Origin of the sequence: Saccharothrix australiensis (genome assembly GCF_003634935.1) — a bacterium.
In the GTDB taxonomy this organism is placed as follows: domain Bacteria; phylum Actinomycetota; class Actinomycetes; order Mycobacteriales; family Pseudonocardiaceae; genus Actinosynnema; species Actinosynnema australiense.
On sequence record NZ_RBXO01000001.1, the window covers coordinates 622412 to 635288 of the forward strand.

A 12877-nucleotide genomic window follows, 5' to 3' on the forward strand; every position below is an offset into this window, starting at 1 on the left:
TCGGGGGAGAACGCCGATCAGCGCGCCGAGGGGCCGCCCACGCCCGCCAGGAACCCGGTGATGATGCGGCTCGTGGTGTGCGGCGCTTCCTGGTGCGGGAAGTGGCCCACCTCGGGCAGGCAGTGGTAGTGGGAGTCCGCGCCGACCCAGCGGCCCGAGTCGGCCGCGGTGGCTTCCAGCATCACCGGGTCGAGCGCGCCGTGCACCTGGAGCACCGGCACGCCGAGGCGGCGGTCGACGGCTTCGGCGAACCGGCGGCCGTCGCCGCGCAGCTGCGAGCGCACCGCCCAGCGGTAGTACTCCAGCGCCGAGTGCGCGACGCCCGGCACGAGCATCGCCTCGCGGTTGCGCCGCACCACCTCGTCGAACTCCGGCGCGACGCTCCACTTCGGACCGGACCACGTGCCGAGCAGGCGGCCCACCGCCGCGCCGCCGTCGGCGGTCAGCCACCGCTCGGGGTACACCGGCAGCTGGAAGCGGAACAGGTGCCCGCTGGCCCGGCCCTGGCCGCGCGGGTGCCGCCGGATGGCCCGGCGCAGCGCCAGCGGGTGCGGCGCGGCGACCGCGGTGAGCGAGTCGACCAGCCGGGGGTGCATGGCGGCGACCGTCCACGCGAGCAGCCCGCCCCAGGCGTGGCCGACGACGTGGGCGCGGGCCGCGCCGAGGGCCTTGACCAGGCCGGCGACATCACCCGCCAGCGTGAAGCCGTCGTAGCCGCGCGGTGGCTTGTCCGAGTCGCCGTAGCCGCGCAGGTCGACCGCCACCGCCCGGTAGCCCGCCTCCGCCAGCGCGACGAGCTGGTGCCGCCACGACCACCAGAACTCCGGGAAGCCGTGCAGCAGCAGGACGAGCGGGCCGTCGCCCAGCTCGGCCACGTGCAGGCGGATACCGTTCGCGGACACGTCCCGGTGGGCCCAGGGTCCGGTGACCCTGGCGGTGGACGGGTCCGGCGGCAACCGCACGGTCCGGCTCAGGACCCGTCGCCGCGGTGCCGGAGGGCCGCGACGGTGTCCTTGGCCGAGTCGATGGTCCGCTGGGGCGCGCGGAGCTTCTTCACCTTGCGGTAGCCGAGGAACGCGAACCCGACGGCGGTCAGCAGCATCAGGCCGAAGACGATGAGGAACGCCGCCCAGCGCGGCAGCCACACGTCCAGCAGCTCGGCGCCGAAGAAGAAAAAGAAGAACGAGCTGAACAGCAGCACGGTCAGCGCCACGATGAAGTAGACGCTGCCCTTGACGCCCTTCTTCACCTCGCCCGCGAGCTCCGACTTGGCGAGTTCGACCTCTGCCCTGACCAGCGTGGACAGGTGGGCGGTCGCGTCGCGCACCAAGCCGCCGATGGACGTCTCCTCCGCGATCTTGGCCGCGCTCTCCGCGGTCAACGGGATCGACGGAACAGGAGGCAGCCCGCTGCCGTTGGTGTTCTCCCGAGCGGTGGTCACGCCGTCATCGTGCCATGCGACGGCCGCGTCGGTGGGTCGAGGCTCGCGGCGTGGCGGCCACGCCTTCCCCCGGACGTGGTCCGCCCGCGGGCCGCGCGGTGGGTCAGTCGTCGTCGTCCGCCCGCTGGTGCACGCGGCTCCGCCTGATCAACAGCACCGCCGCGAGCAGCGACGCCGTCATCGACGCCAGCAGCACGGCCGCCTTCGCCTGCTCGGCGGCCTGCCCCTCCAGGGCGAGGTCGGAGATCAGCAGGCTGACGGTGAACCCGACGCCGCCCAGCATCGCGACGGCCACGATGTCCCGCGGCCCCGCGCCGCTCGGCCACACCGCCGCCTTGAGCAGCACGGCCAGCGCCGACGCGCCGACGATGCCGACCAGCTTGCCCACCACCAGCCCGAGGATGATCCCGAGCGCGATCCGGTCCCGGAACAGCGACCCGAGCGCTTCCCCGCTGACCGGGACACCGGCCGCGAACAGCGCGAACACCGGCACCGCCACACCGGCCGACCAGGGCTGCAAGCGGTGCTCCAGGCGCAGCGCGGGCGCTTCCCGCTCGTAGTGGTCCTTGCGCACGCGGGTCAGCAGGGCCAGCGCGACGCCCGCGATGGTGGCGTGGATGCCCGCCGCGTGCACGGCGACCCACGTGCCCACCGCGATCGGCACGTAAAGCCACGGCGTGGTGACGCGCTTGCGCTGGAGGAACGCGTACAGGGCGAGCAGGGCGACGGCCGCGAGCGCCGCGAGCGCGTTGAACTGCGCCGTGAACAGCACCGCGATGACGATGATCGCGCCCAGGTCGTCCACCACGGCCAGGCTCAGCAGGAACACCCGGAGGCTGCTCGGCAGCCCGGACGCCGTGATCGCCAGGACGCCGAGGGCGAACGCGATGTCGGTCGCCACCGGGATGGCCCAGGCCCGCTCGATGCCCGGTTCGCCCCAGCCGACGCCCAGCGCGATCAGCGCGGGCACGACCATCCCACCGATCGCCGCCACCACGGGCAGGGTCGCCGCCTTGACGTTGTTCAGCTCGCCGATGACCAGTTCGCGCTTGAGCTCCAGCCCCGCGACGAAGAAGAAGATCGCGAGCAGGCCGTCCTTGGCCCAGTCGCCGACGCTCAGGCTCAGGTGCAGCGACTCCGGGCCGAGGTGGAAGTCCCGCACCGCCGCGTACACCCCGCCCAGCGGCGAGTTCGCCCAGATCAGGGCGATGGCGGTGGCGCCGAGGAGGATCATGCCGCCGACGGTCTCGGCGCGCAGGTAGCGGGCGAACTCCGCGACGGCCTCGCGTTTGCGGCTCAAGGTGTGGCTCCCGGTGGGTCGGCTACAGGACATCCTCGTGCCGACCAGACTTCCCGGCTCACCGTGGAGCACTCTAACGGATGACGGTGCCGCCCCATGGGGGCGGCACCGGCCGCGACCTGCTCAGTCCTCCGCGGAACCCGACTTCAGACCGCTGGAGATGAGGTCCATGACGGACGAGTCGGCGAGCGTCGTGACGTCGCCGACCTGGCGGTTCTCCGCCACGTCGCGCAGCAGCCGCCGCATGATCTTCCCCGAGCGGGTCTTCGGCAGCTCCGGCACGACCATGATCTGCCGCGGCTTGGCGATCGGCCCGATCTCCCTGGCCACGTGCTCGCGCAGCGCCTTGATCGCCTCCGCGCCGGACGCCTCGTCGGCCACCCCGCCGCGCAGGATGACGAACGCGACGATGCCCTGGCCGGTGGTCGGGTCGGACGCGCCGACGACGGCCGCCTCCGCCACGGTCGGGTGCGAGACCAGCGCCGACTCGACCTCGGTGGTGGAGATGCGGTGGCCGGACACGTTCATCACGTCGTCGACCCGGCCGAGCAGCCAGATGTCGCCGTCGTCGTCGTACTTCGCGCCGTCGCCCGCGAAGTAGAAGCCCTGCTCGCCGAACCGCGACCAGTAGGTGTCGCGGTAGCGGGCCTCGTCGCCCCAGATGCCGCGCAGCATCGAGGGCCACGGCTCGTCCAGCACCAGGTAACCGCCACCGCCGTGGGGCACCTCGACGCCCTGGTCGTCCACGACCTTCGCGCCGATGCCGGGCAGCGGGCGCTGCGCCGAGCCGGGCTTGGTGGCCGTCGCGCCGGGCAGCGGCGAGATCATGATCGCGCCGGTCTCGGTCTGCCACCACGTGTCCACGATGGGCGCCCGGCCGCCGCCGACGTGCTCGCGGTACCAGATCCACGCCTCGGGGTTGATCGGCTCGCCGACGCTGCCGAGGACGCGCAGGCTGGACAGGTCGTACCGGGCCGGGATGTCCGCGCCCCACTTCATGAACGTGCGGATCAGCGTCGGCGCGGTGTAGTAGATCGACACGCCGTACTTCTGCACGATCTCCCAGTGCCGCCCCTCGTGCGGGGTGTTCGGCGTGCCCTCGTAGACGACCTGCGTGACGCGGTTGGACAGCGGCCCGTACACGATGTAGCTGTGGCCGGTGACCCAGCCGATGTCGGCGGTGCACCAGTACACGTCGGTGTCCGGCTTGAGGTCGAACACGTTGTGGTGCGTGTACGACGCCTGGGTCAGGTAGCCGCCGGACGTGTGCAGGATGCCCTTGGGGTTGCCGGTCGTGCCGGACGTGTACAGGATGAACAGCGGGTGCTCGGAGTCGAACGCCTCCGGCGTGTGCTGGTCGGACTGCCGGTCGACCAGGTCGTGCCACCAGATGTCGCGGCCCTCGGTCCACTCGACGTCGGTGGCGGTGCGCCGCACGACCAGGACGTGCTCGACGCTCGGGGTCTTGGCGACGGCCTCGTCCACGGCGGGCTTCAGGGCGGCCGGGTTGCCGCGCCGGTACTGGCCGTCGGTGGTGATCACCAGCTTGGCCTCGGAGTCCTCGATGCGGGTGCGCAGCGCCTCGGCGGAGAAGCCGCCGAACACGACGCTGTGCAGCGCGCCGAGCCGGGCGCAGGCGAGCATGGCGAAGATCGCCTCGGGCACCATCGGCATGTAGATGGCGACCCGGTCCTCGGCGCCGACACCCAGTTCGACCAGCGCGTTGGCCGTCTTGGACACCTCGCGCTTGAGGTCGGCGTAGGTGATGGCGCGGCTGTCGCCGGGCTCGCCCTCCCAGTGGATGGCGACCTGGTCGCCGTGACCGGACTCGACGTGCCGGTCGACGCAGTTGTAGGCGACGTTGAGTTTGCCGCCGACGAACCACTTGGCGAAGGGCGCGTCCGACCAGTCCAGGACCCGCGTCCACCTGGTGTCCCACGACAGCCGCTCGGCCTGCTTCGCCCAGAACGCCTCGCGGTCGGCACTCGCCTCCTCGTACAGCGCGGCGGTCGCGTTGGCCTGGGCGGCGAACTCCGGGCTGGGCGGGAACGTCCGGTTCTCGGTGAGCAGGTTGTCCAGAGCCGGTCCCTGGGCTTGCGGCTGGGTCATGGTGGGCGGACCTCCTGAATCCGTGGGGATGCGCACTGACGGTAGTGCGATTCAGTTCACTGCGCACCCAAAAGGTTCAGACCAATTTCACGCGGATGCGAAACGTGCGGGTAACTGTGTAACCCGCCGCCCGGCCCGCTGACCATGCCGATCCCGCTGGATGACACGAGCCGTGCGACCAACGGCGCGGTTCGTGACCAGGGTCACGCCTTGAGGGCGGCTTTCGCGGCCGGCCACTCGTCGGCGGTCATGGAGTAGACGACCGTGTCGCGCAGCGAGCCGTCCGGTCGGACGCGGTGCACGCGCAGCAGTCCCTCGCGGGTCGCGCCCAACCGTTCGATCGCGCGCTGTGACCGCTCGTTGCGGCCGTCGGTGTGCCAGCCGACGCGGTGCGCGCCCAGGTCCTCGAACGCCCTGGTGAGCAGGAGCAGCTTGGCGTTGCTGTTCAGGGCGGTGCGCTGCCAGCGCGTGCCGATCCACGTGTAGCCGATGTAGAGGCCCCGGTTGACCGGGTCGATCTCGTAGTACGAGGTGGTGCCCGCGACCTCGCCGGTGCGCGGGTCGATCTGGGCCCAGGCGCGGCGGTCCGGGTCGGCGAGGATGCGCTCGACCATCGTGCGCGCCTCGGCGACGGTGCGGGGTTGGCGGACGCTCAGCCACGTCCAGACGTCCGGGTCCTTGCCCGCTTCCAGGAGGCCCTCGGCGTGGTCGAGGGTCAGCGGTTCGAGGCGGACGTGCTCGCCGACGAGGGTGGGACGGTCGTACCAGCTCATGCATCGGACGGTAATACGTCGAGTGGACTTGTGGAATGGCCAGTTTCAACTGGTGCGAAGTGGCCACTTACCGACGCGTAGTGTGCTGCGGCGTGACCGATCCGCTCGCCCCGCTGCTGGACCTGCCCGGTGTGGCCGACGCCGTCCGGTCCGCCCGTGACGCCGTGTTCCAGGTGCACCGGCACCGGGTGAACCTGCGCGGCTGGGCCACGACGGCCGCCGAGGCGTCGGTGCGCGCGGCTCGTGCGTCGGCGGCGCTGGACGGCGGGCCGACCGACATCCCCGACGACGGCGCCGTGACCGACCCCGTGCTGGCGGGTGCGCTGCGGGTCGCCGAGGGGCTGGGCGTGGTGCTCCCGACCTGGCAGCGCGCGCCGTTGCAGGCGTTGGCGCGGCTGCACGTGCTCGCCGGCGCGGACCTGGGCGCGGAACCGGGGCGACCGCGGCTGTCGCCGGGCATCTCCGAGCGGCTGGACCTGCTGGCCGGGTTGGTGACCGGCGGGACGTCCGTGCCCGGACCGCTGCTGGTGGCCGTGGTGCACGGCGAACTCATGTCGCTGGCCCCGTTCCCCACCGCGAACGGCGTGGTGGCACGGGCGGCGTCCCGGCTCGCGTCCATCGCGACCGGCCTCGACCCCAAGTCGCTCGGCGTGCCCGAGGTGTGGTGCCTGCGGCGGCGGGACGACTACGCCGCCGCGCTGCACGGCTTCTCCACCGGCGAGCCCGACGGCGTGGCGAGGTGGGTCGTGTTCTGGTGCCAGGCGCTGGAGGCGGGCGCCCGCGAGGCGCGCGGCATCGCGGACGCCGCGTCCGCCTAGAGCAGCCCCTCCAGGGCCGCCGCCGCGCGCTCCGCGTCCTCGAACGTGTTGTAGAGCGGCGCGAAGCCGAACCGGAGCACGTCCGGTGGCCGGTGGTCGCCGATGACCCGGCGCTCGGCGAGCCGGTCCATCAGCGCCTTCGCGTCCGGGTGGCGCAGCGAGACCTGGTGGCCGCGCCGCTCGTCGGCCGGGGTGATCACCTCGATGCCCGGCAGGCCCTCGACCAGGCCGCGGAAGTGGGCGGTCAGGGCCAGGCCCTTGGCCCGGACGTCGGCGAGGTCGACCTGGTCCCAGACGTCCAGCGCCGCGTCCAGGGCCAGCATCGAGATGATGTCCGGCGTGCCGACGCGGGCGCGCGACACGCCGTCGTCGGGCGTGTAGTCGGTGCTCATCGCGAACGGCTCCCGGTGGCCCGTCCAACCGGTCAGCGGCTGGTGGAAGTCGGCTTGGGCGTCCTTCGGGACGTAGAGGAACGCGGGGGAGCCGGGGCCGCCGTTGAGGAACTTGTACGTGCAGCCCACCGCCAGGTCCACGCCCAGGCGGTCGAGTTCGATCGGCAGCACGCCCACGCTGTGGCAGAGGTCCCAGACGACCTTCGCGCCCACCGCGTGCACCCGCTCGGTCGCCTCGGCCATGTCCAGCAGGCGGCCCGTCCGGTAGTCGACGTGGTTGAGCAGCACCACCGCCGTCGCGTCGGTCGGGTCCAGGTGCTCCGGGTCGACCGGGCGCAGCGCCAGGCCGCTCAGCTCGGCCACCGAGCGGGCGACGTAGCCGTCGGTGGGGAACGTGCCCGCGTCCACGACGATCTCGGCGCGGTCGGTGCCGCGCACCGCCGCCATCAGGGCCTTGAACAGGTTCACGCTGGTCGAGTCGGCCACCACCACCTGGCCGGGCGCGGCGCCGACGAGCCGGCCGACGCGGTCGCCGACCCGTTCCGGGGCGGTCCACCAGCCCTCCGACCAGCCGCGGATCAGCCGCCTGCCCCACTGGTTCGCGATGACGTCCTGGACGCGTTCCGCCACGTTCCTCGGCGGCGCGCCGAGCGAGTTGCCGTCCAGGTAGACGACCTCGTCGTCCAGGTCGAACAGGTCGCGGACGTGCGCCAACGGGTCCGTGTGGCTCACACGTGGCTCCTCGCGGTCCACAGTTCCGGGAAGATCGACCGCTGCGTGCGCTTCTCCAGCCACGCGACGCCCGCCGAGCCGCCCGTGCCCACCTTGGCGCCCATCGAGCGGCGGGTCGCCAGCAGGTGGTCGTAGCGCCAGCGGGCGAACTCCTCCGCGATGTCGGTCAACGCCTCGCCGAGGTCGAGCAGGTCCCGGGGGCCGTCGCGGTAGACGCCCACCCACGCCCGCTCGACGTCGGCGTTCGGCTCGTACGGCGTGCTGACGTCCCGGTCCAGCACGTCGGCCGGGATCGGCAGGCCACGGCGGTGCAGCGCGGCGAGCACGTCGTCGTAGAGGCTCGGCTCGTGCAGCAGCGCCTCCAGCGCGTCGTGCTGCGCGGGCACGGCGCGGTGCGGCACCAGCATGGAGCGCGACTTCTCGCCGAGCAGGAACTCCACCTCGCGGTAGCGGCCGGACTGGAAGCCGGAGCCCTCGCCGAGCGCGTCGCGGAACGAGTTGAACTCGCCCGGGGTCATCCGGGCGATCGGCCGCCAGGCCGCGTTCAGGGCCTGCATGTGCAGCTCGCTCCGGTTGAGCGTGCGGACGGCGGCGGGCAGGTCGTCGGCGCGGAGTTCCCGCTTGGCCTGCCGCCACTCGAAGCACAGCAGGCCGAAGTACAGCTCCATCACCTGGGTGATCACCAGGAACGACATCTCGCGCGGGTCCTGCGACCACTGCTGCTGCAAGGAGTGCAGCACGGAGGCGTGCACGTAGTCCTCGTAGGGTGTCGTGCCACTGAAGTCGATCTTGGGTGCGACCGGGCAGTCCATGCCTTCATCATGTCGGCGATTCCACGCGGGCTGAATGGCCGTTGGGGCAGGATTCGCGGGGGAGTTCTTGTGGTCGTGAACCGGGAGGCGGGTTAGCTTTCGGTTCATGAGCGTGGAGCTGGACCGGGTGGACTGGGCGCTGCTTGAGGCGCTACAGGAGGACGCGCGGCTGTCCTACAACGAGCTGGCGCGGCGCGTGCACGTGTCGCCGCCGACCGTGGCGCAGCGGGTGCGGCGGCTGGAGAATACCGGCGTGATCACCGGCTACCGGGCGACCGTCGACCCGACGGCGGTGGGGCGGTCGGTGATCGCCCTCGTGCGGATGAAGTGCTACGGGCCGCGCTGCATCACCGTCCACCCGGAGCTGCTCGACGACTGCCCGGAGGTGGTGGAGGTGGTGCGGCTGACCGGGGACATCTGCTCGGTGGTCAAGGTCGTGACCACTTCCGTCCGCGAGCTGGAGCGGCTGCTGGTGCGGTTGGGCGGCTACGGCGAGACGTCGTCGGCGATGGTGCTGTCGACGCCTATCCCGTGGCGCCCGGTGCCAGCAGGGTGAGGGCCTGCCGGACGTGGCCGCGGGCGGCGTCCAGCGCCTCGGCGGCCCGCGCGGGCGGCACGTCGGCCAGCAGGTGCACCAGCGCCACCTTCAGGTCGCCGCCCGCGTCGGCCAGGGCGGTCGTGCACTCGGCCTCGGCGAGCCCGGTCGCCTCGCGCAGGATGCGGACCGTGCGCCCGCGCAGCTTGGCGTTGGTGGCGCGCATGGAGACCATGAGGTTCGAGTACGTGCGGCCCAGGCGCACCATCACGGCCGTGGAGAAGGACGTGAGCACGAGCTTCTGGGACGTGCCCGCCTTCATCCGGGTCGAGCCGGCGATCGCCTCGGGGCCGGTGTCGACGGCGATCAGCACGTCCACCTCGACCGGGGGCGCGAGCGGGTTGTTCGAGACCAGGACCGTGCGCGCGCCCAGCGCGCGGGCGGCTTCGAGCGCGGCGACCACGAACGGCGTGCGGCCCGAGGCGGTGACGCCGAGCACGACGTCGCCCGCGACCGCGTGCTCGCGGATGCGGGCGGCGCCGCCGGACGCCTCGTCCTCGACGTCCTCCACGGCCTTGACCAGGGCTTCCGCCCCACCGGCGTGGTGGGCGAGGAACCAGTCCGGCGGCGCGTTGAAGGTCGGCACCAGCTCGGCGGCGTCCAGCGTGGCCAGCCGGCCGGACGTGCCGGCGCCCACGTAGTGGATCCGGTTGCCCGCGCGCAGCGCGCCCACCGCGAGGTCGGCCGCCCGCGCCAGCTCCGGCAGCACGGCCGCGACGGCGTCGGGGACCCGCTGGTCCTCGTCGTTGATCAGCCGCAGCACGTCCAGCGTGGACAGCCGGTCGATGTCCTCGGTGCGGGGGTTGCGGGACTCCGTCGGCGACTCCACCCGGACCGCCACATCGGGCCGGCGCGGCGTCATTTACCGGTCTCCCGCCGCCGCCTGCCGTCCGGTCGGGCGCCGAGGCGGTGCCCGGACACCGCGTCGTAGGTCGCCTCCAGCGCGGTCTTGGCGCTCTCGACGTGGCGCTGGGCGACGCCGATGAACAGGCAGTCGATCACGGTGAGCTGCGCGATCCGGCTCGCCATCGCGCCCGAGCGGAACGTCGTCTCGCGGGCGGCGGTGGTCAGCACGTGGTCGGCGACCTCGCTGATCGGCGAGCGCGGGAAGTTGGTCAGCGCCACGGTGGTCGCGCCGTGGCCCTTGGCGACCCGCAGCGCCTCCACCGTCTCGGCGGTGGAGCCGGTGTGCGAGATGCCCACGGCGACGTCGGCGTCGGTGAGCACGGCGGCCGAGGTGAGCGCGATGTGGGTGTCGTTCCAGGCGAAGCAGGTTCGCCCGATGCGGTGAAGTTTCTGCTGGAGGTCGAAGGCGACGAACGCGCTCGCGCCGAAGCCGTAGACGTCCACGCGGCGGGCGCCCGCGACGGCCTCCACGACCTGCTGGAGCGCTTCGACGTCCAGTTGCTCGGCGGTCTCCTCGACGGCGCGGGCGTCGGCGAAGGCGACCTTGCCGACGACCTGGCGCAGGTCGTCGGCCGGGCCGATGTCGCCGCCGAGGTCGCGGTCGGTGCGGGCGGCCGTGCGTGCGGTGTCGGCGGCCAGCGCGATGCGCAGCTCCGGGTACCCGCCGACGCCGATGGCCTTGCAGAACCGGGTCACGGTGGTCTCGCTGGTGCCGGCGGCCTCGGCGACCTCGGTGATGCTGCGGTGGGCGACGGTCGCCGGGTTGTCGAGCACGACCTTCGCCACGCGCTGCTCCGCACGGGCGAGGCCGGGCAGGAGGGAGCGGATCTTGACGAGCGGGCTGGAGTCGGTGCTGTGGTCGGGCACGTGGGAAACTTACTAACCGCCCAATGCAAAATCAACGCACCGCGTGGTGAACCCACCCCGACCGTGACGAAGTCCCTGCTCGTGGCGGCACGGGTTCCGCCGAAAGCCCACTAACGGGTGGCCGAACGCCACCCGTTCGCGTGCAGCGCCGACGGGTCGTGCTCGGCGTCGACCAGCACGCCCCGCGCGTCCGAGACCCGCACGGCGTCGACGTAGGCGCCCCGGCCGCCGTACCCGTCGCCCCGCACGAACAGCCAGCGGTACCGCGCCGCCGACGCCGTGACGAGGTCGACGCGCCGCCACCTCCGGTCGCCGTGCCCCGTCACGGTCTCCACGTCGCGCCAGGCGACACCGTCGTCACTCGCCTGCACCACCACCCGGTCGCCCGCGTCGAGGTCGGCGAAGACGCTGAACTCCAGGCGCTGGCGCGCCGACCGCCCGCGCAGGTGCCCGGTCGTCAGGGTGCCGCCGTCCGCGGTCGGCGTCCAGGCCGTCGGACCGCGCCTCGGCCGCACACCCAGCGCGTGGGCCAAGCCGTTCGCGACGGCCCGCCGCGCGGGGTTGATCGAGCCCCGGTCCCGGTTCGGGTGCACCCGGTTGGTCAGCAGGACGGCGATCGAGCCGGACAGCGGGTCGAGCACCAGGGCGGTGCCCGTGAACCCGGTGTGGCCCGCGGTCCTGGGCGAGGACAGCGCGCCCATGTACCAGCGCTGGTCGAGTTCGAACCCGAGGCCGTGGGCGTTGCCGGGGAAGTCCTGGTTGAAGTCGGTCAGCATCGCCTCGACGGTCTCCGGCCGCAGGACGCGCCGGTGGCCGTGCGCGCCGCCGTTGAGGATGGCCTGGCCGAGCGTGGCGAGGTCGCGGGCGGTGGAGAAGACGCCGGCGTGGCCCGCGACCCCGCCCAGCGACCAGGCGTTCTCGTCATGGACCTCGCCCCGGACCAGGCCGCGGGCGGCCTGGAACTCGGTGGCCGCGATCCGGTCGAGCTTGGACCTCGGCGGGCGGTAGCCGGTGTCGGTCAGGCCGAGCGGTTCGGTGATGCCCTCCCGGACCAGGACGTCCAGCGGCTTGCCGGTGATCCGCTCGACGAGGACGCCGAGCGTGATCAGGTTCAGGTCGGAGTAGGCGTAGGCGGTGCCGGGCGAGGTCTTCGGCGCGACGTCCATGACGGCCTTGATCCGCGCCGGGACGTCCGGGTGGTCCGACCACAGCGGCAGCCACGGTTCGAGGCCGGAGGTGTGGGTGAGGAGCTGCTCGACGGTGATCGCGGCCTTGCCGTTGACGCCGAACTCCGGCAGGTACCGGGCGACGCGTGCGTCGAGGTCGAGCCGGCCGCGCTCCTGCTCGCGCATGACGACGATGGACGTGAACAGCTTCGAGATCGAGGCCAGGTCGAAGATCGTGTCCGGGGTCATCGCGACGCGCCGGTCCCCGGGCAGCTCGGTGCCGGCGGCGTCGGCGTAGCGGACCGCCCAGCCGGCCGCGGTGTGGTGCGTGATCACGCCGTCGTGGGCCAGCAGCGCCACCGCGCCGGCGTACAGCGGGTGGCCGGTCTCGCCCGGCTCGGTGTGGCGCCGCACCTGCTCCAGCGCGGCGTCGACCGGTCCGGGGTCCAGTCCCACGCTCCCCGGTGTACCCGTCCGCAGCACGTCGTTCGACCAGCCTCGGCGCGGCACGTCGAACCGCCCGCGCTCGTCGCGGTCGGCCGCGCCCGGTGCTTCGGGTGGGGTGTGCCCGTCGGTCGCGTCCCGCGCGTCGGAGGGGGTTCGTTCGTCCACTGTGTCCTGCTGGTCCGTCGCGGTTCGTTCGTCGAGTGGGACTTGCTCTTCGGGCGGCGCTTGCGCGGACGAGTCACCCCGCTCGTGCGGTGCGGCCGGACCTGCCGGGGCGGTGGGTGCCGGGTCGGTGAGCGTGCCGGCGCCGCCCGGCCGGGCGGCGCCGGGTGTCGCGGCCGACGCGGCGCCCGGCGGGGCGAGCGTCGTGCCGGCGACCAGGGCGGCGACGAGCAGGGCCGTCGTGAGCACGCGCGTCGCGGGCAGGCGCGTGGCGAACCGGGCGGTGGCGGGTGCGCGCGAGGCGAGCGGTGCGGTGGCGGGCGGGCGCGTGGTGGCCGGTGGGGTGCGCACGGTCGC

At 73.1% G+C, this 12877-nt stretch carries 12 protein-coding genes; 2 read left to right on the plus strand and 10 right to left on the minus strand.

Translation table 11 applies throughout. The annotated features are described in order from the left end of the window. Positions 1-17: 17 nt before the first annotated feature. From C8E97_RS03055 to C8E97_RS03075, 5 genes are all read right to left on the minus strand, one after another. Positions 18-962: an alpha/beta fold hydrolase gene (locus C8E97_RS03055; protein ID WP_121001432.1), complete on the minus strand. Its 945-nt coding sequence runs from the start codon at positions 960-962 to the stop codon at positions 18-20. An 8-nt stretch (positions 963-970) separates the two neighbouring features. Continuing rightward, positions 971-1441 carry a phage holin family protein gene (locus C8E97_RS03060; RefSeq protein WP_121001434.1) on the minus strand — a complete coding sequence of 157 codons (471 nt, stop codon included), beginning with the start codon at positions 1439-1441 and terminating at the stop codon, positions 971-973. A gap of 103 nt (positions 1442-1544) precedes the next feature. Further along, positions 1545-2741, minus strand: coding sequence for a Na+/H+ antiporter NhaA (nhaA, locus tag C8E97_RS03065; protein WP_281275308.1), 1197 nt, complete (start codon positions 2739-2741; stop codon positions 1545-1547). 123 nt (positions 2742-2864) lie between these two features. Next, a complete protein-coding gene (gene acs / locus C8E97_RS03070; protein WP_121001438.1) occupies positions 2865-4850 on the minus strand; it encodes an acetate--CoA ligase in 1986 nt (661 codons plus the stop codon). Positions 4851-5053: 203 nt separating this feature from the next. Then, the gene (locus C8E97_RS03075) at positions 5054-5623 is read right to left on the minus strand and encodes a GNAT family N-acetyltransferase (protein WP_121001440.1); all 570 of its coding nucleotides are present in this window, start codon (positions 5621-5623) and stop codon (positions 5054-5056) included. Positions 5624-5715: 92 nt separating this feature from the next. On the opposite strand from C8E97_RS03075, the gene C8E97_RS03080 reads away from it, so the two are divergent. Continuing rightward, entirely contained in the window at positions 5716-6441 is a 726-nt protein-coding gene (locus C8E97_RS03080; protein ID WP_121010667.1) for a Fic family protein, read from the plus strand. Here the strand turns inward: C8E97_RS03080 and kynU are convergent. Next, positions 6438-7565 (minus strand): kynureninase, encoded by a 1128-nt coding sequence (gene kynU / locus C8E97_RS03085; RefSeq protein ID WP_121001442.1) that lies wholly within the window; start codon positions 7563-7565, stop codon positions 6438-6440. The genes C8E97_RS03080 and kynU overlap by 4 nt on opposite strands. Next, positions 7562-8377 (minus strand): tryptophan 2,3-dioxygenase, encoded by an 816-nt coding sequence (locus C8E97_RS03090; protein WP_121001444.1) that lies wholly within the window; start codon positions 8375-8377, stop codon positions 7562-7564. The genes kynU and C8E97_RS03090 overlap by 4 nt, the downstream gene beginning before the upstream one ends. A 106-nt stretch (positions 8378-8483) precedes the next feature. Here C8E97_RS03090 and C8E97_RS03095 point away from each other — a divergent pair, with 106 nt between their 5' ends. Beyond that, on the plus strand, positions 8484-8933 hold the full coding sequence (locus tag C8E97_RS03095; protein ID WP_211346898.1) for an Lrp/AsnC family transcriptional regulator: 450 nt from the start codon (positions 8484-8486) through the stop codon (positions 8931-8933). Here the strand turns inward: C8E97_RS03095 and C8E97_RS03100 are convergent. From C8E97_RS03100 to C8E97_RS03110, 3 genes are all read right to left on the minus strand, one after another. Continuing rightward, a complete protein-coding gene (locus tag C8E97_RS03100) occupies positions 8902-9834 on the minus strand; it encodes an N-acetylmuramic acid 6-phosphate etherase (RefSeq protein WP_121001446.1) in 933 nt (310 codons plus the stop codon). The two genes, C8E97_RS03095 and C8E97_RS03100, sit on opposite strands and share 32 nt — an antisense overlap. Then, positions 9831-10745, minus strand: coding sequence for a MurR/RpiR family transcriptional regulator (locus C8E97_RS03105; RefSeq protein WP_121001448.1), 915 nt, complete (start codon positions 10743-10745; stop codon positions 9831-9833). The genes C8E97_RS03100 and C8E97_RS03105 overlap by 4 nt, the downstream gene beginning before the upstream one ends. 110 nt (positions 10746-10855) lie before the next feature. Continuing rightward, a complete protein-coding gene (locus C8E97_RS03110; RefSeq protein ID WP_246018642.1) occupies positions 10856-12871 on the minus strand; it encodes a serine hydrolase domain-containing protein in 2016 nt (671 codons plus the stop codon). Positions 12872-12877 lie beyond the last annotated feature (6 nt).